Annotated in this window: 25 protein-coding genes; 21 read left to right on the top strand and 4 right to left on the bottom strand. The window is 60.0% G+C overall.

Annotation, left to right across the window (positions count from 1 at the left end; all coding sequences use genetic code 11):
• Positions 1–3: 3 nt before the first annotated feature.
• From fadA to KBY02_RS19745, 5 genes are all read left to right on the top strand, one after another.
• Positions 4–1,179 carry an acetyl-CoA C-acyltransferase FadA gene (gene fadA / locus KBY02_RS19765; protein ID WP_003370497.1) on the top strand — a complete coding sequence of 392 codons (1,176 nt, stop codon included), beginning with the start codon at positions 4–6 and terminating at the stop codon, positions 1,177–1,179.
• A gap of 102 nt (positions 1,180–1,281) precedes the next feature.
• Positions 1,282–1,518, top strand: coding sequence for a DUF1653 domain-containing protein (locus KBY02_RS19760; protein ID WP_011268333.1), 237 nt, complete (start codon positions 1,282–1,284; stop codon positions 1,516–1,518).
• Between the two features lie 113 nt (positions 1,519–1,631).
• Complete coding sequence (topA, locus tag KBY02_RS19755; RefSeq protein ID WP_225650702.1) at positions 1,632–4,244, top strand: type I DNA topoisomerase; 2,613 nt, start codon at positions 1,632–1,634, stop codon at positions 4,242–4,244.
• Between the two features lie 123 nt (positions 4,245–4,367).
• Positions 4,368–4,889, top strand: a complete 522-nt coding sequence (locus KBY02_RS19750; RefSeq protein WP_024638388.1) for a DUF6586 family protein — start codon at positions 4,368–4,370, stop codon at positions 4,887–4,889.
• A gap of 64 nt (positions 4,890–4,953) precedes the next feature.
• The gene (locus tag KBY02_RS19745; protein WP_003315798.1) at positions 4,954–5,187 is read left to right on the top strand and encodes a hypothetical protein; all 234 of its coding nucleotides are present in this window, start codon (positions 4,954–4,956) and stop codon (positions 5,185–5,187) included.
• Between the two features lie 14 nt (positions 5,188–5,201).
• On the opposite strand, the gene sulA is transcribed toward KBY02_RS19745, so the two are convergent.
• Both sulA and lexA read right to left on the bottom strand, forming a co-directional pair.
• The gene (gene sulA / locus KBY02_RS19740; protein ID WP_003403697.1) at positions 5,202–5,672 is read right to left on the bottom strand and encodes an SOS-induced cell division inhibitor SulA; all 471 of its coding nucleotides are present in this window, start codon (positions 5,670–5,672) and stop codon (positions 5,202–5,204) included.
• A gap of 9 nt (positions 5,673–5,681) precedes the next feature.
• Positions 5,682–6,290 carry a transcriptional repressor LexA gene (gene lexA, locus KBY02_RS19735; RefSeq protein WP_024661213.1) on the bottom strand — a complete coding sequence of 203 codons (609 nt, stop codon included), beginning with the start codon at positions 6,288–6,290 and terminating at the stop codon, positions 5,682–5,684.
• A 256-nt stretch (positions 6,291–6,546) separates the two neighbouring features.
• Here lexA and psrA point away from each other — a divergent pair, with 256 nt between their 5' ends.
• From psrA to KBY02_RS19720, 3 genes are all read left to right on the top strand, one after another.
• Positions 6,547–7,263, top strand: coding sequence for a transcriptional regulator PsrA (gene psrA, locus KBY02_RS19730; RefSeq protein ID WP_003403692.1), 717 nt, complete (start codon positions 6,547–6,549; stop codon positions 7,261–7,263).
• Between the two features lie 125 nt (positions 7,264–7,388).
• Positions 7,389–8,399, top strand: coding sequence for a beta-N-acetylhexosaminidase (gene nagZ, locus KBY02_RS19725; RefSeq protein ID WP_024641786.1), 1,011 nt, complete (start codon positions 7,389–7,391; stop codon positions 8,397–8,399).
• Between the two features lie 9 nt (positions 8,400–8,408).
• The gene (locus KBY02_RS19720) at positions 8,409–9,149 is read left to right on the top strand and encodes an S-methyl-5'-thioinosine phosphorylase (protein ID WP_096135323.1); all 741 of its coding nucleotides are present in this window, start codon (positions 8,409–8,411) and stop codon (positions 9,147–9,149) included.
• Between the two features lies 1 nt (position 9,150).
• On the opposite strand, the gene KBY02_RS19715 is transcribed toward KBY02_RS19720, so the two are convergent.
• Entirely contained in the window at positions 9,151–9,690 is a 540-nt protein-coding gene (locus tag KBY02_RS19715; protein WP_011268328.1) for a cytochrome b, read from the bottom strand.
• Positions 9,691–9,894: 204 nt separating this feature from the next.
• Between KBY02_RS19715 and KBY02_RS19710 the strand changes: the two genes are divergently transcribed.
• The 3 genes from KBY02_RS19710 to KBY02_RS19700 are packed head-to-tail and all read left to right on the top strand — an operon-like array spanning position 9,895 to position 12,922.
• Positions 9,895–10,680: an endonuclease/exonuclease/phosphatase family protein gene (locus tag KBY02_RS19710; protein ID WP_011268327.1), complete on the top strand. Its 786-nt coding sequence runs from the start codon at positions 9,895–9,897 to the stop codon at positions 10,678–10,680.
• The gene (gene clsB / locus KBY02_RS19705; RefSeq protein WP_003403681.1) at positions 10,677–11,927 is read left to right on the top strand and encodes a cardiolipin synthase ClsB; all 1,251 of its coding nucleotides are present in this window, start codon (positions 10,677–10,679) and stop codon (positions 11,925–11,927) included. The genes KBY02_RS19710 and clsB overlap by 4 nt, the downstream gene beginning before the upstream one ends.
• The gene (locus KBY02_RS19700) at positions 11,924–12,922 is read left to right on the top strand and encodes a lysylphosphatidylglycerol synthase domain-containing protein (RefSeq protein WP_024650939.1); all 999 of its coding nucleotides are present in this window, start codon (positions 11,924–11,926) and stop codon (positions 12,920–12,922) included. The genes clsB and KBY02_RS19700 overlap by 4 nt, the downstream gene beginning before the upstream one ends.
• A gap of 11 nt (positions 12,923–12,933) precedes the next feature.
• Here the strand turns inward: KBY02_RS19700 and KBY02_RS19695 are convergent, their stop codons facing one another.
• The gene (locus KBY02_RS19695) at positions 12,934–13,842 is read right to left on the bottom strand and encodes a MurR/RpiR family transcriptional regulator (protein WP_003315787.1); all 909 of its coding nucleotides are present in this window, start codon (positions 13,840–13,842) and stop codon (positions 12,934–12,936) included.
• A gap of 40 nt (positions 13,843–13,882) precedes the next feature.
• Between KBY02_RS19695 and KBY02_RS19690 the strand changes: the two genes are divergently transcribed.
• From KBY02_RS19690 to KBY02_RS19645, 10 genes are all read left to right on the top strand, one after another.
• Positions 13,883–14,047 (top strand): hypothetical protein, encoded by a 165-nt coding sequence (locus KBY02_RS19690; RefSeq protein WP_154583728.1) that lies wholly within the window; start codon positions 13,883–13,885, stop codon positions 14,045–14,047.
• Between the two features lie 78 nt (positions 14,048–14,125).
• Positions 14,126–16,063: a bifunctional 5-dehydro-2-deoxygluconokinase/5-dehydro-2-deoxyphosphogluconate aldolase gene (locus KBY02_RS19685; RefSeq protein WP_024638390.1), complete on the top strand. Its 1,938-nt coding sequence runs from the start codon at positions 14,126–14,128 to the stop codon at positions 16,061–16,063.
• Between the two features lie 58 nt (positions 16,064–16,121).
• A complete protein-coding gene (gene iolE, locus KBY02_RS19680) occupies positions 16,122–17,027 on the top strand; it encodes a myo-inosose-2 dehydratase (protein ID WP_003403675.1) in 906 nt (301 codons plus the stop codon).
• Positions 17,028–17,040: 13 nt separating this feature from the next.
• Entirely contained in the window at positions 17,041–17,850 is an 810-nt protein-coding gene (gene iolB, locus KBY02_RS19675; protein WP_060400925.1) for a 5-deoxy-glucuronate isomerase, read from the top strand.
• Between the two features lie 28 nt (positions 17,851–17,878).
• Positions 17,879–19,381, top strand: a complete 1,503-nt coding sequence (locus tag KBY02_RS19670) for a CoA-acylating methylmalonate-semialdehyde dehydrogenase (protein WP_024650940.1) — start codon at positions 17,879–17,881, stop codon at positions 19,379–19,381.
• A 35-nt stretch (positions 19,382–19,416) separates the two neighbouring features.
• Positions 19,417–20,247, top strand: a complete 831-nt coding sequence (locus KBY02_RS19665) for a TIM barrel protein (RefSeq protein ID WP_024641782.1) — start codon at positions 19,417–19,419, stop codon at positions 20,245–20,247.
• A 58-nt stretch (positions 20,248–20,305) separates the two neighbouring features.
• Positions 20,306–22,243, top strand: coding sequence for a 3D-(3,5/4)-trihydroxycyclohexane-1,2-dione acylhydrolase (decyclizing) (iolD, locus tag KBY02_RS19660; protein WP_024661209.1), 1,938 nt, complete (start codon positions 20,306–20,308; stop codon positions 22,241–22,243).
• Between the two features lie 68 nt (positions 22,244–22,311).
• A complete protein-coding gene (locus KBY02_RS19655; RefSeq protein ID WP_024650943.1) occupies positions 22,312–23,322 on the top strand; it encodes a Gfo/Idh/MocA family protein in 1,011 nt (336 codons plus the stop codon).
• 52 nt (positions 23,323–23,374) lie between these two features.
• The gene (locus KBY02_RS19650) at positions 23,375–24,235 is read left to right on the top strand and encodes a sugar phosphate isomerase/epimerase family protein (protein ID WP_024641779.1); all 861 of its coding nucleotides are present in this window, start codon (positions 23,375–23,377) and stop codon (positions 24,233–24,235) included.
• A gap of 66 nt (positions 24,236–24,301) precedes the next feature.
• The gene (locus tag KBY02_RS19645; RefSeq protein WP_024641778.1) at positions 24,302–25,321 is read left to right on the top strand and encodes a Gfo/Idh/MocA family protein; all 1,020 of its coding nucleotides are present in this window, start codon (positions 24,302–24,304) and stop codon (positions 25,319–25,321) included.
• The last annotated feature ends 40 nt before the right edge of the window (positions 25,322–25,361 follow it).

Raw genomic sequence — 25,361 nt, 5'->3', positions numbered from 1 at the left:
CCAATGAGCCTTAATCCAAGAGACGTCGTGATTGTCGACTTCGGTCGCACCCCGATGGGCCGCTCCAAGGGCGGCATGCACCGCAACACCCGCGCCGAAGATATGTCCGCGCACCTGATCAGCAAATTGCTCGAGCGCAACAACAAGGTCGACCCGGCTGAAGTCGAGGACGTGATCTGGGGCTGCGTCAACCAGACCCTGGAACAGGGGTGGAACATCGCGCGCATGGCGTCATTGCTGACCCAGATCCCGCACACCTCGGCTGCCCAGACGGTCAGTCGTCTTTGTGGATCGTCCATGAGCGCACTGCACACGGCTGCTCAGGCAATCATGACCAATAACGGTGATGTGTTCGTCATCGGCGGTGTCGAGCACATGGGCCATGTCAGCATGATGCATGGCGTTGACCCGAACCCGCACATGTCCCTGCACGCCGCCAAGGCCTCCGGCATGATGGGCCTGACCGCGGAAATGCTCGGCAAAATGCACGGCATCACCCGCGAGCAGCAGGATGCCTTCGGTCTGCGTTCCCACCAGTTGGCGCACAAGGCAACGCTGGAAGGCAAGTTCAAGGACGAGATCATCCCGATGCAGGGCTATGACGAGAACGGTTTCCTCAAGGTCTTCGACTACGATGAAACCATCCGCCCGGACACCACCCTAGAAAGTCTGGCGGCACTCAAGCCTGCCTTCAATCCCAAAGGTGGTACCGTAACTGCTGGTACGTCCTCGCAGATCACTGACGGTGCGTCGTGCATGATCGTCATGTCGGCCCAGCGTGCCCAGGACCTCGGCATCCAGCCGATGGCGGTGATCCGTTCGATGGCGGTGGCCGGCGTCGACCCCGCAATCATGGGCTATGGTCCTGTTCCAGCGACCCAGAAAGCACTCAAGCGCGCCGGCCTGAGTATTGCCGATATCGACTTCTTCGAGCTCAACGAAGCGTTCGCTGCACAGGCCTTGCCGGTGTTGAAAGATTTGAAAGTGCTCGACAAGATGAACGAGAAGGTTAACCTGCACGGCGGCGCCATCGCCCTGGGGCATCCTTTCGGGTGTTCCGGTGCACGCATCTCCGGCACTTTGCTCAACGTCATGAAGCAAAATGGCGGCACCTTCGGCGTGTCGACCATGTGTATTGGTCTGGGTCAGGGCATCGCGACCGTTTTCGAACGCGTCTGATTCCCGAGTGTGATGCGAGCCGGGGCTTGGTGCCCCGGCTTTTGTTTTTTGAAAAAATGGTTTCAGGCAAATTTTTTGGACGTGTTACAAGGGGACCGCAACATGCAACTGCAACCAGGGCTCTATCGCCATTACAAGGGCCCGCACTACCGGGTTTTCAGCGTTGCAAAACATTCCGAAACCGAAGAGGAAGTCGTGTTTTATCAGGCTTTGTACGGCGATTTCGGCATGTGGGTACGTCCCTTGGGCATGTTTCTGGAGTCGGTCGAGGTTGACGGCGAGCACGTCCCGCGCTTTGCTCTGATAGAGGCTGAACCCAGCCTGTTTTCCCGAACGTGAGAGGCGATTGCACAACAGGCTGTGCTTGACCTCACCTTGTAGCCACTATATATAGCGTGGCCTTTACAAGCTCCTCACTGTCTTTCATCTAGTATTCAGGAATTTTCTGATCCATGGGCAAATCGCTGGTCATCGTGGAATCCCCGGCTAAGGCCAAGACCATCAACAAGTATTTGGGCAACCAGTACGTGGTGAAGTCGAGTATCGGCCATATCCGAGACCTGCCCACCAGCGGTTCGGCGAGTGCCGCCAAAGATCCTGCCGCCAAGCGTGGCAAGGCTGCTGCGGGCGAAGGCCCGGTACTGACGCCGAAAGAAAAGGCGCAACGCCAGCTGGTCTCGCGCATGGGAGTCGATCCGGAACACGGCTGGAAAGCCAAGTACGAGATCCTCCCCGGCAAGGAAAAGGTCATCGAAGAGCTGCGCAAGCTCGCCAAGGATGCCGACATCATCTATCTCGCGACGGACTTGGACCGCGAAGGGGAAGCCATTGCCTGGCACCTGCGCGAAGCCATCGGGGGGGATGACAGCCGCTACAAGCGCGTGGTGTTCAACGAGATCACCAAGAAAGCCATTCAGGAAGCGTTTTCCAAGCCAGGCGAACTGGATATTGCCCGGGTCAACGCCCAGCAGGCGCGTCGCTTCCTCGACCGCGTCGTCGGCTACATGGTCTCGCCGCTGCTCTGGCAGAAAGTTGCCCGTGGCTTGTCCGCCGGGCGTGTGCAGTCGGTCGCAGTAAAACTGGTGGTCGAGCGCGAACGTGAAATCCGTGCGTTCAACCCAGAAGAGTATTGGGAGATCCACGCCGATCTGGGCACCGCCAAGGACGCCAATGTGCGTTTCGAAGTGGCGCGTGAAAACGGCGAAGCATTCAAGCCGCTGAATGAAACCCAGGCCATGGCCGCCCTTGAAAAGCTCAAGGCGTCCAGCTACAGCATCGTCAAGCGTGAAGACAAGCCGACCAGCAGCAAGCCATCGGCGCCGTTCATTACCTCGACCCTGCAGCAGGCAGCGAGCAACCGCCTGGGCTTCGGCGTGAAGAAGACCATGATGATGGCTCAGCGCTTGTACGAAGCGGGCTACATCACCTACATGCGTACCGACTCGACCAACCTGTCGGCTGACGCAGTGAGCATGGCGCGTGACTACATCGGAACCGAATTCGGCAAGAAGTACCTGCCGGAGTCGCCCAACGTCTACAGCAGCAAGGAAGGCGCGCAAGAGGCGCACGAAGCGATTCGTCCTTCCGACGTCAACACTCACCCGAGCAAACTGACCGGGATGGAGCGTGACGCCGAGCGTCTTTACGAGTTGATCTGGCGCCAGTTCGTGGCCTGCCAGATGCTGCCTGCGCAATACCTGTCGACCACCGTCACGGTCGCCGCGAGCGATTTCGAGCTGCGCGCCAAGGGCCGCATCCTCAAGTTCGACGGTTACACCCGTGCACTGCCGCAGATGGCCAAGCCGGGCGATGACGATGTTCTGCCGGACATGGCGCAGGGCGAAACGCTGAAACTGAACAAGCTCGACCCAAGCCAGCACTTCACCAAGCCGCCTGCGCGTTACTCGGAAGCGAGCCTGGTCAAGGAGATGGAAAAGCGTGGCATCGGCCGCCCGTCGACCTACGCTGCGATCATCTCGACCATTCAGGACCGTGGCTACGTGGCGTTGCATAACCGCCGCTTCTACTCGGAAAAGATGGGCGACATCGTCACTGGACGTCTGTCCGAAAGCTTTTCCAACCTGATGGACTATGGCTTCACCGCCGGGATGGAAGAGAACCTCGACGACGTGGCTCAGGGTGAGCGTGACTGGAAGAACGTGCTGGACGAGTTCTACGGCGATTTCCGTAAAAAACTCGAGGTGGCCGAGGCCGCTGATGGCGGCATGCGCGCCAACCAGCCGGTGATGACGGATATCCCGTGCAAGGTGTGCGGCCGTCCAATGCAGATCCGTACTGCCTCGACGGGCGTTTTCCTGGGTTGCTCCGGCTACAGCCTGCCACCCAAGGAACGCTGCAAGGCGACCGTCAATCTGACCCCCGGCGACGAAATTGCCGACGATGATGAGGGTGAGTCCGAGTCGCGGGTTCTGCGCGGCAAGCATCGCTGCCCGATCTGCAGCACGGCGATGGACGCCTACCTGCTGGACGAGAAGCACAAGATGCATATCTGCGGCAACAACCCCGATTGCACCGGTTACGAGATCGAGGAAGGCACTTATCGCATCAAAGGCTATGAAGGTCCGAGCCTGGAATGTGACAAGTGCGGCAGCGAGATGCAGCTCAAGACCGGCCGTTTCGGCAAGTTTTTCGGCTGCACCAATCCGGACTGCAAGAACACCCGTAAACTGCTGAAAAGCGGCGACGCGGCGCCGCCGAAGATGGACCCGGTGAAAATGCCGGAGCTCAAGTGCGACAAGGTTGACGATACTTACATCCTGCGTGACGGGGCTTCGGGTCTGTTCCTGGCCGCCAGCCAGTTCCCGAAGAATCGCGAAACCCGCGCGCCGCTGGTCATCGAAATCGCCCCGCACAAGGACGAAATCGATCCCAAGTATCACTTCCTTTGCGAAGCGCCGAAGAAGGATCCGGACGGTCGTCCAGCCGTGATCCGCTACAGTCGCAAGACCAAAGAGCAATACGTCCAGACCGAAGTAGAAGGCAAGCCTACCGGCTGGCGTGCGTTCTACGACGGCAGCGCCTGGAAGGTTGAAGACAAGCGTTGATCGCAAATGTCCGGCTCAAGGGAGTCGGGCGCTGTTTTCGACAGGCATCCGCCTGTTTCGCCGGACTGTCCAGGCGTCACAGGCTATGCTGTTTTCTATCCCATCGTTGTGGAGAGTGTCGCCGTGGCTCATGAGCTCTATACCCGTACCAACCAGAAAATCTATTTCGCAGGGCTCTCGCTCGAAGCGTTGGGCAGGGCGGAGAAGGGGCAGGCGGTGAACTCTCCTGCGTTGTTGCAGGCAGAGCGTGAGTCCGCGCTGTTTCATCTGTATGGTGCGCTGCTGGGCCTGTGCCACGAGATCGCTGGCTACTACCGTTTGCCGCAGGCCGGCGCGCGTCGTGCGGAAGAATTGTTGACGCAGGAAGTGCTGAACGCCATCGCCATTCCCGAAATGGCCGAGCTGGTAGAACTCGCCCAGAATCGCCAGACATGGCTTGCGCAACTACTGGCGGCCTACAACGCATTGTATGAGCCACCGCGTGCGCCGAAAAAGCTCAAGGGTGATGTCACGCAGCCGATGATACAGGCAGTGAACCTGGACGCCGAGCCGGAGTCTGAACTCTCACGTGAAGAGCTCGAAAATTGGCGTCAACAACTCAAAGGGTTGGCCATCCGTTTTCGTGAAGGCCTGAGCGAGTGCTGAAAACCAATGAAGTAAGGGCTGGCAGGCTGTTACAATGCCGGCTTATCGCGGAGTAACTGTACCAATGCCTACCTCTTTCCTGGAAATTGTCGAACTGCCTGACGGACGTATCGAGCTGCGTCGTGCCGATGACGAGGGTTCTCTGGTAACGCTTGATTTCTCTGCGGATGCCAAAGCGTTCATGCAAGGTCAGCATGTCGAAGTCGCCAAAGCCATGTTGAGTGTGGGTGTGCAGATGGCAGGCCGCCTGGCTGAAGGCGAAATCGAAAAGGACGATGTACCCCACGTTCTGCACTGATCGACGACCGGGCCTCAGCCCAGCCGGATGTTCAGGCTCTGTGCTTCCCCGATTTTTGCTGCACTGATCAATTGCTGACGCGCTATGGCGCCCAGCGGGTTGATCCAGCTCACCACCGTATGACTACGGCCCAGTCGAAGTGCTTCGCGCGTCAGCTCCAGTACGCTTTGTATGCCGCGTGGCTGCAGCAGCAGAATCCGCTCCCTGTTGAGTCCCGCGTCGCGCAGCCATGTCTGCGTCAGGCTGGATGGCGGGGCGATCAGTGTGAGCCAGCGCGCATCCAGTTCCTCGCTCAGCTCCCGAAGGATGGGTGCCAGCAGGTTGAGGCAGTTCCCGGCGGCGCCGCGCAATGACAGCTCACTGAAGGGCTCTGGCTCATCGCCCCAAGGCGTTTCGACTGCATTTGTGAGCAGCGGGGCGATGGGCTGGGCCAGAAACGCCTCGAACAGCGGCAATTGCGAATGCGGTGCTTGATGGAACTGCATAACGTCTCCTTAGCGGCGAATGATGCCGACGCTCAAACCTTCGATCACCAGTTCCTGATCCTTGAGATCGACCTCGATGGGTGCGAAATCAGGGTTTTCCGCCAGCAGCCAGACCTTGCTGCCTTCACGCTTGAAACGCTTGACGGTCACTTCATCGCCTATCCGGGCAACCACGATCTGGCCGTTGCGAGCCTCACGCGTGGTGTGCACGGCGAGCAGATCACCGTCCAGAATGCCGACGTCCTTCATGCTCATGCCATGAACGCGCAACAGGTAGTTGGCGCTGGGGTGGAAGAAGGAGGGGTTGATGTTGCAGGACTCTTCGATGTGTTGCTGCGCCAGGATCGGTGCACCTGCTGCAACGCGGCCGATGACGGGCAGGCTGCTGTCGTCCTGCCGCGCTTCGAAGCCGGGGATGCGAATGCCGCGTGAAGCACCCGGAGTCATTTCGATAGCGCCTTTGCGGGCCAGGGCCTTGAGGTGCTCTTCCGCAGCGTTGGGCGATTTGAAGCCCAGCTCCTGAGCGATCTCCGCACGTGTCGGCGGGAACCCGTTGTCTTCCAGGCAGCGTTTGATGAAACCCAGGATTTCAGCCTGGCGTGGCGTCAGTTTGATCATGAGGGGCGCTCTGGCTTTTTATACAGTGACTGGGATTATATACAGTGAAGGCGCGTTGGCAATCATCCATTTCATTTTCGCCGCCAGGCGGTGTTCAACCCGGTCGGAGCCTCTGGTCAAAAACCTCGGCAATGCCTGTCTTTTGTCATTTAACATCCTTTACCGTGACTGTTCGGCCACAAAATGAACGGTCCGGCTTGACAATCGAGGCGTTTGATACGTATGTTTCAAACGTTCGTTTGTTAGGCAGAGAGCCATGGCCCAGTCGGAAACCGTTGAACGCATTCTTGATGCTGCAGAGCAGTTGTTCGCAGAGAAAGGCTTTGCCGAAACGTCCTTGCGTCTTATCACCAGCAAGGCGTCGGTCAATCTGGCTGCGGTGAATTATCACTTCGGCTCGAAGAAGGCGTTGATTCAGGCCGTGTTCTCGCGTTTTCTGGGACCGTTCTGCATCAGTCTCGATCGCGAACTGGAACGCCGCCAGGCGAAACCCGAACACAAGCCAAGCCTTGAGGAACTGCTGGAGATTCTCGTCGAGCAGGCGCTTGTGGTGCAGCCGCGCAGCGGTAACGACCTGTCGATCTTCATGCGCCTGCTGGGGCTTGCCTTCAGTCAGAGCCAGGGCCACCTGCGGCGCTACCTCGAAGACATGTATGGCAAGGTGTTCCGTCGCTACATGACGCTGGTCAACGAAGCCGCGCCGCGCATTCCGCCCATCGAGCTGTTCTGGCGCGTGCACTTCATGCTCGGCGCTGCGGCGTTCAGCATGTCCGGGATCAAGGCCCTGCGCGCCATTGCCGAGACCGATTTCGGCGTCAATACCTCCATCGAGCAGGTCATGCGCCTGATGGTGCCTTTTCTGGCCGCCGGCATGCGCGCCGACACCGGCGTCAGCGATCCTGCGATGATCGCCGCCCAGCTCAGGCCGCGGACCAAGAGCAGCACCAGTACACCTGCGGTCGCCAAGGCCTGAAGCCTCTGCCTTGAATCAACCTCTGCCCTGAATCAGGCTGTACTGGCGTGTCGCATTGCGTCGGGCTTCAGGATCAAGCACCATGCCCGGATTGTGAACGAGCACTGGTGTGTAAGGGTTTTTCTATGAGTTCTGGCCTGCAAGGCTCCCTGATGGTCGATGTCGCCGGCACCTGGCTGACCAGCGAAGACCGTCAGTTTTTGCGTCAGCCCGAAGTGGGCGGTTTGATCATCTTTGCCCGAAACATCGAGCATCCCCGTCAGGTTCGTGAATTGAGCGCCGCGATTCGTGCCGTGCGCCCGGACCTGCTGCTGGCCGTCGATCAGGAGGGCGGCAGGGTACAGCGCCTGCGTGAGGGCTTCGTACGCCTGCCGCCGATGCGCGCCATCGCCGACAAGCCTGACGCCGAGCTTCTGGCTGAACACTGTGGCTGGCTGATGGCGACCGAAGTGCTGGCGGTCGGACTGGACCTGAGCTTCGCCCCGGTGCTGGACCTCGACTACCAGCGCAGCGCTGTGGTCGGCACGCGTTCGTTCGAAGGCGATCCGCAGCGCGCGGCGTTGCTGGCAGGGGCGTTCATTCGTGGGATGAACGCCGCCGGTATGGCTGCCACCGGCAAGCATTTTCCCGGTCACGGCTGGGCTGAAGCCGATTCTCATGTGGCTATCCCGAATGACGAGCGCAGCCTGGAAGAGATCCGCGCCAATGATCTGGTGCCGTTTGCACGCCTGAGTCAGCAGCTGGCTGCAGTGATGCCGGCGCATGTCATCTACCCGAAAGTCGATTCGCAGCCCGCTGGCTTTTCAAGGCGCTGGCTGCAGGACATTCTGCGCGACGAACTGCAATTTGACGGTGTTATTTTCAGTGACGACCTGTCGATGGCCGGCGCTCATGTCGTCGGGGATGCGGCTAGCCGTATCGAGGCAGCGCTGACAGCCGGATGCGACATGGGCCTGGTGTGCAACGACCGCGCGGCCGCAGAGCTTGCGCTGGGCGCTGCGCAGCGCCTGAAGGTCAAGCCTTCGCCACGTATCGCCCGTATGCGCGGTCAGGCGTCGGCCAGTACCGACTATCGGCAACACCCGCGCTGGCAGGCCGCGCTCCAGGCTCTGCGCGCTGCTCAACTGATCGATTAAGGATTTGCGATGACTGTTTACGCGATTATTGGCGGTACTGGCCTGACCCAGCTCGAAGGCCTGAACATTCGGCAATCCCTGCCGATGAAAACGCCTTATGGCGCACCTTCCGGCGAAATCCAGATCGGCGACTATGCCGGTCGCGAAGTGATGTTTCTGGCGCGCCACGGCCACCCGCACCGCTTGCCGCCGCATCAGGTCAACTACCGGGCCAATATCTGGGCGCTCAAGCAGGCCGGTGCCGAAGCGATTCTTGCGGTCAACGCAGTTGGTGGCATTCATCCGGCCATGGGCACCGGGCATTTCTGTGTGCCGCATGATCTGGTCGACTACACCAGCGGTCGCCAGCACACATTTTTTGCCGATGACCTGGAAGAGGTCACGCACATCGACTTCAGTTATCCGTACAGCGAGCCACTGCGTGCCCTGCTGATTGCGGCGCTGGCTACTGAAGGATGCGCGTTCTCTGATCGGGGCGTTTATGCCTGTACCCAGGGACCGCGTCTGGAGACCGTTGCCGAAATCATTCGCCTGGAGCGTGATGGTTGCGACATCGTCGGCATGACTGGCATGCCCGAAGCCGCGCTGGCGCGTGAGCTGGAGCTTGAATACGCCTGCCTGGCGCTGGTGGTCAATCCGGCAGCGGGCAAGTCGACCACCGTCATTACCATGGCGGAAATCGAACAGGCCTTGCGCGACGGAATGGGCAAGGTGAAAGCCACGCTTGCCCGGGTTCTGTCAGCGTCCTGAATTACAGCATGCGCTTGAGGGTATTGTCCTTGCGCACCAGATGGTGCCAGAGCGCAGCGATCACATGCAGACCGATGACATAGTAGAAGATCGAGCCCAGCAACTTGTGCAGGTCTTCGAACGTCTCGGCCAGGTGGTCCGAGGTGGCCAGCGGCCAAGGAATCTGCAGGTCGGTGAGGGGGATGGGCAGCGCGCCTTTTTCCACCATCACCGTCAGCAGTCCCAGTAAAGGCTGGGCAAGCAGAAACGCATACAGCGCGTAATGGGTCAGGGTCGCGACAATGCGCAACGCCCCCTCAAGTGGCGGTGTGATGCCGGGCGGACGATGGCGTCGACGCTCGGCGACACGGAAAAACGCCATGATCAGAATCAGAATGCCGACCCAGTAGTGACTCTGCACAACCAGCAAGCGGTATTCAGAGCCCTTGCCGAACTGAGTGCGGCTCAGAATCAGGGTGTAGGCGAGCACGATCAGAATGGCCATGACCCAGTGCAGCCATCTGGCCCGGGCGGTGTAGCGTTGAGAAGTCGATACATCCACGGTTTGATTCCTTGTCTCTTTTTTTTGCAGGTCTGGTAGACAGCTTAGGCTGTCGATCGGGCGCCTGCGTTTCATGTTGGCCTGAGTTTTTCGCGTGCATCTCCGGCCATTGAATATGGCAAATACACAGCACGTGAGAGACGCGACGGAACCTGTGCCCACGGGTGGCTTCATATGCCGTGAATATTCACCCGGGAGCAAGTCTTGACCAGTGCCAATCCGCCTGTCGGCCCAGCAACACCTGTGTCCGCCAGTGTTTCATTGAATGTACTGACCATGAACATGCACATGGGCTTTGGCATTTTCAATCGCCGCTTCATTCTGCCGGAGTTGCGTGAAGCTGTGCGCACTGTATCGGCCGATATTGTGTTTCTTCAGGAAGTGCACGGCGAACAGCAGAGCCACGCGCGCAGGGTCAAGGACTGGCCGACGATTTCGCAGTACGAGTTTCTGGCCGACAGCATGTGGAATGATTTTGCCTACGGCCGCAATGCGGTGTATCCGGATGGCGATCATGGCAACGCGTTGCTGTCCAAATACCCGATCATCCAGCATGAAAACCTCGACATTTCCATTCATGGCACCGAGCAGCGCGGGTTGTTGCACTGCATTCTCGACGTGCCACATGCGGGCCGGGTACATGCGATCTGTGTGCACCTGGGGTTGCGTGAAAGCCATCGGCGCCAACAGCTCAAACTGCTTAACGAACTGATGGCACGTATTCCCGAGGGCGAGCCGGTGATCGTTGCCGGTGACTTCAATGACTGGCGCCAGCGCGCCGATGCGTCGCTGCAGGGCAGTGGGCTGCATGAGGTTTTCGTCGAGCGCTTCGGGGCGCCAGCCAAAAGCTTTCCGGCCCGTTGGCCCTTGCTCTGCCTGGACCGGATCTATGTCCGCAATGCGACGTCGCACCGGCCGAAAGTGTTGTCCAGCCGACCGTGGTCGCACCTTTCCGATCATGCACCGCTGGCGGTGGAGTTGACCTTATGAGCAATACGACAGGGCAGTGGCGCGACGGCAACTCGGTAGAGTTGCTGATCAATGGCGAGGATTTCTACGCCCGCGTATTCGAATGCATACGTGCCGCGCGCAAAGAAGTGCTGATCGAGACCTTCATCATTTTTGAAGACCGGATCGGCGAGAGCCTGCAACAGGCGTTGCTCGAAGCCGCCGCGAATGGCGCGAAGGTGGTCGTCACGGTGGATGACTATGGCACCTCGGACCTGAGTTCGACGTTTGTCAAAACCATGATCGACGCCGGTATCCAGATTCAGCTGTTCGATCCGCGCCCGCGGTTCATGGGCATGCGCACCAATCTGTTTCGCCGTCTGCACCGCAAGGTGGTGGTGATCGATGGAGAACTGGGCTTTATCGGCGGCATCAACTACAGCGTTGATCATATGACCGACACCGGTCTGACGGCCAAACAGGACTACGCCGTTCTGGTGCGCGGGCCGATTGTTGGCGACATTCACCACAGCGCGTTGAATATGCTCAGCAAGGTCGTTCGTGACAAATTGCCGCCCATTGCACTCAAGCTGGACCGCGCCGGTGACGCCAGCATGCTGCTCGCCGAGCGCGACAATGACGAGCACAGCACCGATATCGAAGAGCAGTACCTGGAGGCGATTCGCGCTGCTAAGCAACGCATCACCCTGGCCAATGCGTATTTTTACCCCAGCTACCGCTTTCTGCGTGAGCTGCGCAACGCCTCACGGCGGGGCGTCAAGGTCACCCTGATCCTGCAAGGCCAGCCCGACATGCCGTTCGTGCGGGTCTGCTCGCGACTGACCTACACCTACCTGCTGCGCGATGGCGTGGCCATTCACGAATACAAGCAACGTGCATTGCACGGCAAGGTCGCGCTGATCGACCAGGACTGGTCCACCGTGGGTTCCAGCAATCTCGACCCGCTGAGCCTCGCGCTGAACCTGGAAGCCAACCTGTTCATTCGTGATCGCACCCTCAATGAGCATCTGCAAAATCATCTGATGGAGCTTGCCGCGGCGCACAGCAAACAGATGAGCCTCAAGGGGGCGGCGCGTGGTCAGTGGTGGCGTGCGCCGATGATCGTATTGAGTTTCTTTTTCCTGCGTCGTTTCCCGGCCATTGCCGGTTTGTTTCCGGTTCACGGTGTGCGCCTCAAGCCCCTGCGTGCCGGTGATGTAGTGCCTGAAGCGAAGGTGATCGAACAGCAGCAGAACAACCATCCGATGGATCAGGAGAAAACCCTATGACCCAAGCCACGCAGGCAGCGCCGCACAGTGCGCAGGGAACCAGGTGGAAGTGGGCAAAGCGGGCGTTCAATCTGTTTTTCTTCATCGCCGTCCCGGTTCTGCTGTTTATGCTGGTCAAGAAGCTTGACTGGCAAGAAGTGAAACAGGCGTTGGCGTCCTACAAGGCCAGCACCCTGGCTATCGCGGCGGTGGTGGCCTTTGCCAGCTACGCGACCTACTGCGGCTTTGACGTGTTGGCGCGTTATTACACCCGGCACACATTGGCGATCAAGCAGATCGTGCCGGTAACGTTTGTCTGCTACGCGTTCAACCTCAATCTCAGTTCCTGGGTGGGCGGCATTGCCTTGCGTTACCGCTTGTATTCGCGACTGGGGCTGGACGTTTCGACCATCACGCGCATTCTCAGCCTGAGCCTGATCACCAACTGGCTGGGCTATATGCTGCTGGCCGGTTTTGTGTTTTCGATGCGCTTTCTGGAATTGCCTGAGGAGTGGTCGATCGGCACCACAACCCTGCAACTGATCGGCTTCGGGCTGTTGGCGGTGTGTTTTGCCTATCTGTTGGCCTGCCGGTTTTCGAAGAAACGCTCATGGACCATCCGCGATCAGGAATTCAATCTGCCGTCGATGAAGCAGGCCCTGATGCAGGCCAGTCTGGGCGCACTGAACTGGTCGTTGATGGCGGCGGTGATTTACACCCTGCTGCCGGACAAGGCGTTTTATCCGGCGATTCTCGGTGTGTTGCTGATCAGCAGCATCGCCGGAGTGATCACTCATATTCCAGCGGGCCTCGGCGTGCTCGAGACCGTGTTCATCACCTTGCTGGCGCACCAGTTCTCCAAGGGCAGCCTGCTCGCAGCGTTGATCGGCTACCGCGCGATCTACTTCCTGCTGCCGCTGCTGCTGGCACTGGTGGTGTATCTGGTGCTGGAAAAACGCGCGAAGAAGATGGGCGAGAAGAACCAGCAGCGCATGGGCGAGGAAGCCAAGTCCTGAGGGCTCGGCCCTCAATCATCAAAGCCGACCTGCTCGTGTATTTCGTCGACCTTGAGTTCCAGGCGATAGGCCACGGCGATGAACAGTGCCTGGCACAGGCATAGCGTGGCGCTCAGCGAGCGGAAGGCGAACGAGCTGCCCTCGTTGACCAGCAACACCGAGTTGGCGCGCTTGGCCAGCGGCGACAGGTTGCTGTCAGTGATGATCAGCGTCTTGGCCTGATGGTGCTGGGCGATGCGCAGGCAGTGCTGGGTCTCCTTGCCATAGGGCGTGAAGCTGATGGCAATCACCAGATCATTGGCGCGCACACTGCGCATTTGCTCGCGATAGCTGCCGCCCAGGCCTGAGATCAGGTGAATGCGCTTGTTGGTGTGTTGCAGGTTGTAGACCAGATAATCAGCCACCGCGAATGAACGGCGCACACCCACCACATAGATGTTGTCGGCGTTGACCACCAGGTCCACGGCCTTTTCGAATTCATCGTCATCCAGCTCGACACTCAGGCGTTCCAGGCCGGAGAGGGTGGCGCTGACGCATTCGCGTGCCAGATCGCCTGCGTTGGCTTTCTGTGACTTATTGGCGATCAGGCTGCGGATACGCTGCTGGTAATTCTGCACCGGCGTGGTCTTGTGCGTATAAGCCTCGCGAAACAGCGCCTGCATCTCGCTGAAGCCACTGAACCCGAAGCGCTGGGAAAATCGCACGATGGCCGAGGGGTGGACTTCGCACTCGCGGGCGATGTCGCTGATCCGGTCAACCATGATCCGGTCGCTCTGCTGGCTCATATAGCTGGCAATCCGTTTGAGCTGGCGTGGCAGGCCTTCGTATTCATCAGTGATCAGCCGCAACAAGCCTTCGGCACTGTTCGGCGGCATGTCGACGCTCGTCCCGGGCAGAGTGGGCTGATCGGCGCTGGTCATATTCACATCCTTTCTGCTTGTTCTTTTTCAGGGCAACGGCGTGCAGGGCAATGCCGTTGCGGGCCTGACGGTGGAGGCTGCCTTGCGGCAGGAACGACGACTATATCCTACCCGCGTGCGCAGTGTGCCAGCACTTGAGTGGTGGTATGGAAAAAATATTCCACTAAAAATAATTATAGAAAAAATATTGATTGATGTGCCTTGACGTTTTACGCTGCATTCACAAAGCAGCGTGTACACATGATGCAAGCGCTGCAGGCTGATAAAAATAACAGGAGCCACCATGGGCCAGACACGCTTTGCCACTGGGCGTCAGTTGGATCTGATTTGCCTCGGACGCCTGGGCGTCGACCTTTATGCGCAGCAAGTGGGGGCGCGGCTGGAAGACGTTTCCAGTTTCGCCAAGTACCTGGGCGGCTCGTCGGCCAATATTGCCTTCGGCACCGCCAGGCTCGGGCTCAGGTCGGCCATGCTGAGCAGGGTCGGCGATGATCATATGGGCCGCTTTCTGGTCGAATCCCTGGCCCGCGAAGGCTGTGATGTCAGTGCGATCAAGCGCGACCCCGAGCGCCTGACGGCGATGGTGCTGCTGGGGCTGAAGGATCGTGAAACCTTCCCCTTGGTGTTCTACCGTGAAAACTGCGCTGACATGGCCCTGCGCGCCGAGGATATCGACGAACAGCAGATTGCATCCAGCAAGGCGCTGCTGATCACCGGCACGCATTTCTCCACTGATCAGGTGTTCAAGGCCAGCAGCCAGGCGCTCGACTATGCCGAGAAGCATGACGTCAAACGCGTGCTGGACATCGACTACCGCCCGGTGCTCTGGGGGCTGGCAGGCAAGGCCGATGGCGAGACCCGGTTCGTTGCCGATCAGAAGGTCAGTCAGCATGTACAACGCATCCTGCCGCGTTTCGACCTGATCGTCGGCACCGAAGAAGAATTCCAGATTGCCGGCGGTGCCACCGATTTGCTCGCGGCCCTGCGCAGGGTGCGTGAACTGACGGCCGCAACGCTGGTGGTCAAGCTCGGTCCGCAAGGCTGCACGGTGATTCACGGGGCTATTCCTGCGCGGCTGGAAGAGGGCGCTATCTACCCCGGCGTGCAGGTCGAAGTGCTCAACGTGCTCGGTGCGGGCGATGCGTTCATGTCCGGTTTTCTCAGCGGCTGGCTCAAGGAGGCCAGTGACGAACGCTGCTGCCAGCTGGCCAATGCCTGTGGCGGGCTGGTGGTGTCGCGTCACGCTTGCGCGCCCGCGATGCCGACCCCGGCCGAGCTCGATTACCTGTTCAACAGCCCGCAACCCATCACCCGTCCTGATCAGGATGTCGCCCTGCAACGGCTGCATCAGGTCAGCGTGCCGCGCAAGCAGTGGCGGCAGTTGTTCATCTTCGCCTTCGATCATCGCGGCCAGTTGGTCGAACTGGCGCAACAGGCCGGGCGTGATCTGGGCAGCATCAGCCAGCTCAAGCAGTTGTTCGTGCAAGCGGTCGAGCGGGTCGAAGCCGACCTGCGCAAGCGCGGTATCGAGGCCGATGTCGGTCTGCTTGCCGACCAGCGCTTCGGTCAGGATTCACTCAACGCCGCAACCGGTCGCGGCTGGTGGGTAGCGCGTCCGGTGGAAGTACAGGGCTCAAGGCCGCTGGCCTTCGAGCACGGTCGCTCCATCGGTAGCAATCTGCTCGCCTGGCCGCAAGAGCAGATCATCAAGTGCCTGGTGCAATATCACCCCGATGACGAGCCGATGCTGCGCCTGGAGCAGGAAGCGCAGATCAAGGCGCTCTACGACGCTTCGAAAGTCAGCGGCCATGAGTTGCTGCTGGAAATCATCCCGCCCAAGGATCACCCGTCGTCTCACCCGGACGTGATGCTTCGCTCGCTGAAGCGCTTGTACAACCTGGGCATCTACCCGGCGTGGTGGAAGATCGAGGCGCAGAGCGCGCAGGTCTGGCAGCAACTGGACGAACTGATCCAGCAACGCGATCCGTATTGCCGCGGTGTGGTACTGCTCGGGCTCAATGCGCCTGTCGAAGACCTCGCCGCCGGCTTTGCCGAAGCACGCCACAGCCGCGTCTGCCAGGGCTTTGCTGTCGGCCGGACAATATTCCGTGAGCCAAGCCGGGCCTGGATGGCCGGAGAAATAGACGATGCGACGCTGATCAGTCGGGTGCAGAGCACCTTCAACTGGTTGATCGAGTCCTGGCGCGAAAGCCGCGCCTGATTGGTTCCGGATTTCGACGCCACAACAACGTCGCGATAACAACAAAAAAGGTGCAGCCATGCCCGTTTCGACTTCCACACCCAGAATCCGCATCGGCATCAATCCGATCTCCTGGAGCAACGATGATTTGCCGGCCCTTGGCGGAGAAACCCCGTTGAGCACGGCGCTCAGCGAAGGCAAAGCCATTGGTTACGAGGGCTTCGAGCTCAACGGCAAGTTTCCGAAAGATGCCAAGGGTGTCGGCGATGTATTGCGGCCCCATGATCTGGCGTTGGTGTCCGGCTGGTACTCCAGCCGTCTGGCGCGGCGTTCGGTGGCCGAGGAAATCGAAGCCATCACCCCACATGTGCAGCTGCTCGCCGAAAATGGCGCTTCGGTGCTGGTGTATGGCGAAGTGGCCGACTCGATTCAGGGGCAGCGTATCCCGCTGGTCGAACGACCGCGTTTTCACACCGATGCCGCCTGGCATGAATACGCCGAAAAACTCACCGAGCTGTCACGTTTTACCCTGTCTCGCGGCGTGCGTCTCGCGTATCACCACCACATGGGCGCTTATGTCGAGTCGCCGCAGGATATCGACCGGCTGATGGCGCTGACCGGTGAGGAAGTCGGCCTGCTGTTCGATTCCGGGCATTGCTACATGGGCGGTGGCGAACCTCTTCAGGTGTTGAGCAAGCACATCCAGCGTATCTGTCATGTGCATTTCAAGGACGTGCGCAAGCCGGTGGTGCAACTGGCGCGCAACAATCTGTGGAGCTTTCCCGACTGCATCATCAACGGCACCTTCACGGTGCCGGGCGATGGCGACATCGACTTCTCGGCGCTGCTCAAGGTGTTGCTGCAGGCCGATTACCGCGGCTGGCTGGTGGTCGAGGCCGAACAGGACCCAGCGGTAGCGCCGAGCTATGTGTACGCCAAAAAGGGCTATGACACGTTGCGCCAACTGCTGGCCGATGCACGATAAGGAGGACTGAAACATGAATCTGCTGACCAAGAGCAAATCCACTGGCCGCGACGTCGTAGCGCTGGCCCCCGGTTCGCTGGAATACGTGAACTTCGCCGCCTACCGCCTGGAGTCCGGAGAAAGCCTGCCGCTGAGCGCAGAAGAAAACGAGCTGTGCGTGGTCCTGCTGACCGGGCACGCCAGCGTCAGTGGTGAAGCGCCGGGGCAGGGCGCTTTCAACTGGGAAAACATCGGCGACCGGCAATCGGTGTTTGAAGAAAAATCGCCATTCGCGGTCTACCTGCCGCCGCATAGCCAGGCGCAGTTTGTCGCGCGGGGCGCGGTGCAGCTTGCCGTATGCACGGCGCCGGGCGATGCCGGCAAACATTTTCCGGCACGCTTGATCATGCCGGGCAGCATGAAGCGCAGCGTACGCGGCAAGGGCGCCAATACCCGTTATGTGTGCGACATATTGCCGGACAGCGAAGCGGCGCATTCGCTGCTGGTGGTCGAGGTGCGTACACCTTCCGGGCATTCCTCCAGTTACCCGCCGCACAAGCATGACCGGGACAACCTGCCGCACGAGAGCTTCCTCGAAGAAACCTACTACCACCAGGTCAACCCGCCGCAGGGCTTCGTTTTTCAACGGGTCTACACCGACGACCGCAGCATCGATCAGGCCATGGCCGTGGAAAACAATGACCTGGTGACCGTGCCCAAGGGCTACCACCCGGTCTCCGTCCCCTATGGCTATGAATCCTGGTACCTGAATGTAATGGCCGGCCCGACGCGCGCCTGGCAGTTCCACAACGATCCGCAGCACAGTTGGCTGCTGGATCTCTGATTTCCCATTTTTGTTCTGGAGGCATGAGATGAACGAGTCACCGGTGATCGGCCACTACATCAACGGACACCTGAACAATGGCGAGGGTGAGCGTTACAGCGAGGTCTTCAACCCGGCGATCGGCACGGTCCAGGCGCGCGTTGCGCTGGCCAGCGTGAAGACCGTGGATGAAGCGGTTGCGGCGGCCAAAGCTGCGTTTCCGGCCTGGGCCGAGCAGTCCTCGTTGCGCCGGGCGCGGGTGATGTTCAAGTTCAAGGAGCTGCTGGACCAGCACCACGATGAACTGGCGCAGATCATTTGCCGCGAGCACGGCAAGGTGTTGTCCGACGCACGCGGCGAGGTGGTGCGCGGTATCGAGATCGTCGAATTTGCCTGCGGTGCGCCCAGCCTGTTGAAGAGCGATTTCAGCGACAACATCGGCGGCGGTATCGATAACTGGAACCTGCGTCAGCCACTGGGCGTCTGCGCCGGGGTCACGCCGTTCAACTTTCCGGTCATGGTGCCCTTGTGGATGATTCCCATGGCGCTGGTGACCGGCAACTGCTTCATCCTCAAACCCTCGGAACGCGATCCGTCGGCCAGCCTGCTGATGGCGCGCCTGCTCAAGGAAGCCGGCCTGCCCGATGGCGTCTTCAATGTGGTGCAGGGCGACAAGGTGGCGGTCGATGCGTTGCTGCAGCACCCTGACATCGAGGCCATTTCCTTCGTCGGCTCGACCCCGATCGCTGAATACATCCATCAGCAAGGCACGGCCCACGGCAAGCGCGTGCAGGCGCTGGGTGGGGCCAAGAACCATATGATCGTGATGCCCGACGCTGATCTGGATCAGGCCGCCGACGCCTTGATCGGGGCGGCCTATGGCTCGGCAGGGGAGCGCTGCATGGCGATTTCGATTGCCGTGGTGGTCGGCGATGTCGGCCAGCGCCTCGTCGACAAGCTGCTACCGCGCATCGACCAGCTCAAGGTCGGCAACGGCATGCAGGCCGATTCGGACATGGGACCGCTGGTCACCGCCGTGCACAAGGCCAAGGTCGAGGGTTTCATCGATCAGGGCGTCAAAGAGGGCGCCAGGCTGCTCGTTGATGGTCGCAACTTCAAGGTGCCGGGTGCCGAGCAGGGCTTTTTCGTTGGCGCGACGCTGTTCGACCACGTCACGCCGCAGATGCAGATCTACAAGGAGGAAATCTTCGGCCCGGTGCTGGGCATTGTGCACGTTGCGGATTTTGCCAGTGCCGTGGCGCTGATCAATGCCCACGAGTTCGGCAATGGCGTGTCGTGCTTCACCAGCGATGGCGGCGTGGCGCGTGCATTCGCTCGCAGCATCAAGGTCGGCATGGTCGGCATCAACGTGCCGATCCCGGTGCCCATGGCCTGGCATTCGTTTGGTGGCTGGAAGCGTTCGCTGTTCGGTGATCATCACGCCTACGGCGAAGAAGGCCTGCGTTTTTACAGCCGCTACAAAAGCGTCATGCAGCGCTGGCCGGACAGCATCGCCAAAGGGCCCGAGTTCAGTATGCCGACCGCCAAATAGTCTTCATCAATGGAATGTTGCGGAGAACAAAAACAATGAACCAACCTCTGCGTTTTGCCCTTAATCGAATGGTTGCGCCGCGCCTGTCTCTGGAAAGTTTCGTCGACCTGGCGGTGAAGCTGGGGGCCGATGCCATCGAGATTCGTAACGACCTCAAGGGCGTCGAGATCGAAAACGGCACTGCCCCCGGGGTCGTTCGTGATCTTTGTGCTGCCAGGGGGGTACAGGTGCTGTCCATCAACGCGCTGTACCCGTTCGATGTCTGGAATGAAGAGCGCGCTGCCCAGGCGACGAAGCTGGCGCAGTACGCCCGCGATTGTGGTGCGCGCGGTCTGGTGCTGTGCCCGCTCAATGACCGCGCCGACCCGCGCAACGGCGCGCAGCGCGCCTCGGGGCTGCGTACCGCATTGACCGCATTGGCCCCCATCCTTCGCGAGCACGGAATTCTCGGCTTGGTCGAACCCCTCGGCTTTGAGGAGTGCTCGCTGAGACTCAAGCGTCAAGCGGTGGATGCGATCAAAGCTGTGGGCGGGCTGGATGTCTACCGGCTGGTTCACGACACCTTTCATCACCATCTGGCCGGCGAGGTCGAGCTGTTCCCGGAGCTGACCGGGCTGGTGCATATCTCCGGCGTCGAGGATGCACAGGCGCCGCTGAACAGCATTCGTGATGGTCATCGCGTGCTGGTCGGCGAAGGCGACATTCTGGGCAATGCGTCGCAGATCGAGCGCTTGCTGGACAGTGGCTATCAGGGGCATCTGTCGTTCGAGCCGTTTGCCGAAAGCGTTCATGCGCTGGACGATATCCCTCAGGCAATAGCGGCAAGCATGACGCATTTGTCACGAGCCGTTTCGCAGCGCCACTGACTTCAGCCTTCAGTCCACCTCAAACCCTGGCCACTTCAAACAAGAACAAGGTGCGAACATGAGTACAACCCGACTGACCATGGCCCAGGCCCTGGTGAAGTTTCTCGATAACCAGTACGTCGAAGTCGATGGCGTACAGAGCAAATTCGTCGCTGGCATCTTCACCATTTTCGGGCATGGCAACGTGCTTGGGATTGGGCAGGCGCTGGAGCAGGACTGCGGCGACCTGGTGGTCCATCAAGGACGTAACGAGCAGGGCATGTGCCATGCCGCTGTCGGTTTTGCCAAACAGCACCTGCGTCGCAAAATCTACGCGTGCAGCTCGTCGGTCGGTCCAGGCGCGGCGAACATGATCACCGCCGCTGCAACGGCCTCGGCCAACCGCATTCCGCTGCTGCTGTTGCCGGGTGATGTCTATGCCAGTCGCCAGCCCGATCCGGTGTTGCAGCAGATCGAGCAGTTTCACGACCTGAGCATCAGCACCAACGATGCGTTCAAGGCGGTGAGCAAATACTGGGACCGTATCAACCGTCCCGAGCAGTTGATGAGCGCTGCGCTCAATGCCATGCGCGTACTGACCGATCCGGCCGATACGGGCGCCGTTACCCTGGCGCTGCCTCAGGATGTGCAGGCTGAAGCCTACGACTACCCGGACAGCTTTCTGCAAAAACGCGTGCACCGTATCGACCGTCGCCCGCCGAGCAAGGCCATGCTCGAAGACGCGTTGCAGCTGCTGACGGGCAAGCGCAAGCCGCTGCTGATCTGTGGCGGCGGGGTGCGTTACTCAGGTGCAGCCGATGCCTTGCAAGCCTTTGCCGAGCGCTTCGATATCCCGTTCGCCGAAACCCAGGCCGGCAAGAGTGCCATCGTTTCGGCGCACCCGTTGAACATGGGCGGCATCGGCGAAACCGGCACGCTGGCAGCCAATCGGCTGGCCAAAGAGGCTGACCTGATCATCGGCGTCGGCACCCGCTACAGCGATTTCACCACCGCGTCGAAATGGCTGTTCCAGAACCCGGATGTGCAGTTTCTCAACCTCAATGTCGGTGCCTTCGATGTGCAGAAACTGGACGGTGTGCAGGTGCTGGCTGATGCGCAGACGGCATTGCAGGCGCTGACCGAAAGCCTCCAGGCCAGCGGTTATCGGGCGGCCTGGGACGATGCGCCGCAGGTAGCGCGTGCCGAACTGGATGCCGAGGTGGATCGCCTGTACGCGGTCGAGTACCAGAACGAGGATTTTGTCCCGGAAATCAACGATCACCTGGACCCTGCGGTGCTGCGCGAGTTTATCGAGCTGACCGATTCGTGCCTGACTCAGAGTGGTGTGTTGGGCATCCTCAACCAGAGCCTGCCTGCCGATGCGGTGATCGTTGCAGCAGCGGGCAGCTTGCCGGGTGATCTGCAGCGCGCCTGGCGCAGTACCGGAGTAGATACCTATCACGTCGAATACGGTTATTCGTGCATGGGTTATGAGGTCAACGCCGCACTGGGCGTGAAGCTTGCGGCGCCGCATCGGGAAGTGTTTGCACTGGTGGGTGACGGCTCTTACATGATGCTTCATTCCGAGCTGGCGACCTCCATCCAGGAGCGGCGCAAGATCAACGTTGTGTTGCTGGACAATATGACCTTCGGCTGCATCAACAACCTGCAGATGGAGCACGGCATGAACAGCTTCGGCACTGAGTTCCGTTTCCGCAATCCGGAAACCGGCAGGCTCGACGGTGACTTCGTGCCGGTGGATTTCGCCATGAGTGCTGCTGCCTATGGCTGCAAGACCTACAAGGTGAGTACGGCCGACCAACTGCGCAACGCACTGGCCGATGCGCAACGTCAGACGGTGTCGACGCTGATCGACATCAAGGTCCTGCCCAAGACCATGATCCACAAATACCTGTCGTGGTGGCGTGTCGGGGTTGCCGAAGTGTCGACCACCGGCACCACCGCTCAGGTGTACGAGAAGCTCAACCGCGAGCTGGCCAAGGCTCGCCAGTACTGATCACTTTTATCGTTCAGCGCTCGTGAACCGTTCACGGGTATATCCAATAACAAAAAAGGAACATGAAAATGGCATTGAAACTCGGCGTGATCGGTACAGGCGCAATTGGTCAGGATCATATCCGGCGCTGCAGCAAGACGCTGGTCGGCAGTCAGGTGGTGGCCGTCACCGACATCAATCTCGAACAGGCAGCGAAGGTGGTGCGCGATCTGGACCTGAGCGCCGAAGTGTATGCCGACGGGCACGCATTGATCGCCGCGCCGGACGTCGAGGCGGTACTGGTCTGTTCCTGGGGCCCCAGTCATGAAGCGTTCGTGCTGGCGGCAATTGCCGCAGGTAAGCCGGTGTTCTGCGAAAAGCCGCTGGCAGTCACTGCCGAAGGCTGCCGGCACATTGTCGAAGCCGAGATCGCCAGTGGCAGGCGTCTGGTTCAGGTGGGGTTCATGCGCCCTTATGATCAGGGCTATCGCGCGCTCAAGGCAGTGATCGACAGTGGCCAGATCGGCGAGCCGCTGATGCTCCACTGCGCGCACCGCAACCCGCGTGTTGGCGAGAATTACAAGACCGACATGGCCATCACCGATACGCTCATTCACGAACTCAACGTGCTGCGCTGGCTGCTCAACGATGACTATGTGTCGGTGCAAGTGGTATTCCCGCGCAAGACCAGCAAGGCCCTGGCGCACATGAAGGACCCGCAGATCGTGATGCTGGAAACGGCCAGAGGCACACGCATCGACGTCGAAGTATTCGTCAACTGCCAGTATGGCTACGACATCCAGTGTGAAGTGGTCGGCGAGAGCGGTATTGCCAAACTGCCGGAGCCCTCTCAGGTCCAGTTGCGCAGCGAAGCGAAGTTGTCCAACGCGATTCTGATGGACTGGAAGGACCGCTTCATTGCTGCCTACGACGTCGAGTTGCAGGACTTCATCGACGGCGTCAAAGCGGGGACCCTCTACGGCCCTTCGGCCTGGGACGGCTATGCCGCTGCCGTGGCCGCCGATGCCTGTGTGCTGGCGCAGAACACGGGAGCAGTCGTGCCGATCACCCTCGCCATGCGTCCGGTGTTCTATAGCTGAGCATCTTGCGGTTAACCAGGACATCTCTTGAACGGAACAAAAGGGAGGCATCATGCGTATTGCACTGGACCCTTACATGTATCGCCATCTGTCACTGGGGGCGATGGTCGATAAAACCGCGGAGCTGGGTTACGACTACATCGAGTTGTCGCCGCGTGAAGATTTCATGCCGTTTTACAAATACCCACGGGTGGATCGGGCGCGGATCAGGGAGTTTCGCAAGGCCTTGAGCGATGCCGGGGTGAAACTCTCCTCGCTGCTGCCGCTGTACCACTGGGCTGCGCCGGATGAAGACCTGCGTATTGCAGCGGTTCGCAACTGGAAACGCGCCATTCAGGTCGCCGTTGAAATGGACTGCGACCTGATGAATACCGAGTTCAGCGGGCAATCCGACCATGCGCTGGTCTGTGAAAACCAATTCATGAAATCCATGGATGAATTGATGCCGCATTTCGAGCGCGAAGGTATAAAGCTCGATATTCAGGCGCATCCCTATGATTTCTGCGAGCGCAACAATGAGTCGGTGGATATCATTCGCGGGCTCGATCGCGACTGGATCAACTACCTGTACGCCGCGCCGCACACTTTTTTCTACGATGATGGCGTTGGCGATGTTGCCTCGATGCTCCGCTACGCTGGCGAAAAACTCACGCATCTGATCATTGCCGACACCTATAATCATCGGGCTTCTTCCAACCTGCGCTACATCGTCAACCCGCCCGGCGTGACGGCGACGGTGCATCAGCACCTGGACATCGGCCAGGGCGAGGTGAACTGGGAAGCATTTTTCTCAACGTTGCGGGATATCAATTTCGACGGTATTGCCACAGTGGCTGTCTTTGCCTGGGAGGAGCGCGCAGATGAATCGAGCCGATTCATGCTGGAGCGGGTCAAAAGCGAGCTGCTTCGTTGATACGGCGGCATCAAATACACGACCGATGGCTGCGGCCATGAGGTTCATGGACTACAGGAGATATCCATGCGTGCAGGGCTGGTGGGCTATGGCAAAGGCGGGCGTTACTTTCATGCGACGCTGATTTCAAGTTTGCCGGGCGCTACGTTTGTGGGGGTGGTGACCCGTTCACCCGAGCGCAAGCAGGAAGTGGCCACAGACCATCCCGGCGTGGCGACCTTCGACACACTGGCCGAGCTGGTTGCGGCCGGGGTTGATGTGGTGGTGATTTCCACACCGCTGGCCTCGCGGCGAGCGTTGATCCTCGAAGCGATAGAACTGGGTGTCGGGGTGGTCAGCGACAAGCCTTTCGCCAGTGATGCAGCGCAGGCGCGCGAGCTGGTGGACGCGGCCGAGCGACGTGGCGTATTGCTTAGCGTTTATCAGAACCGCCGCTGGGATTCGGACTTCCTCACCGTGCGCAAGTTGCTGGACAGTGAGGCGCTGGGCGCGGTCAGCCGGTTCGAGTCCAGCATCGAGCGTTATTCGCCACGTTCTGTCGGCAAGGCCAGCGGTGGTGGCATGCTGCGTGACCTGGGCAGTCATCTGGTGGATCAGGCGCTGGTGCTGTTCGGCCCGGTCGAACGGGTGTATGCCGAGCTGCAATACGCTGCGCCGCAAGACGAACTGGATCACACGTTCTTCGTTTCCCTGAGGCATGCCAGCGGCGTGACTTCACACCTGTCCGGCGGTTGCCTGCAAAACAGTGCAAGGCCGCGTTTCAGGGTCAGTGGAGCGAAGGGCTGTTACAGCGTCGACGGGCTGGACGGCCAGGAAGAGGCCGCCTTTGCCGGGCTGACGCCAAGGTCCGAGGGCGAGCGCTGGGGCGTCGAGGAGCATCGGCGCTGGGGCTGGTTCGAGCAGGGCGAACATCGCGAGCGTGTGCCGTCGGAGCGCGGTTGCTGGCTTGAGTTCTACCGCCAGTTGCAAAGCGCCGTTGACGAACAGGGCGGCAATCCGGTTAATCCACACGATGCGATAGCCGCGGCGCAGGTCATGGATGCCGCGCGCCTGAGCGCTAGAGAAGGGCGCGTTGTGGTGCTGTAGCCATTATGCGCTGCTGCGCACCCAGCCCCCGTTAGCGAAG

Origin of the sequence: Pseudomonas sp. P129, assembly GCF_020312195.1 — a bacterium.
GTDB lineage: Bacteria > Pseudomonadota > Gammaproteobacteria > Pseudomonadales > Pseudomonadaceae > Aquipseudomonas > Aquipseudomonas fragariae.
The sequence above is the reverse complement of the archived record's forward strand: the minus strand, read 5'-3'. Positions and strand labels throughout refer to the sequence as shown.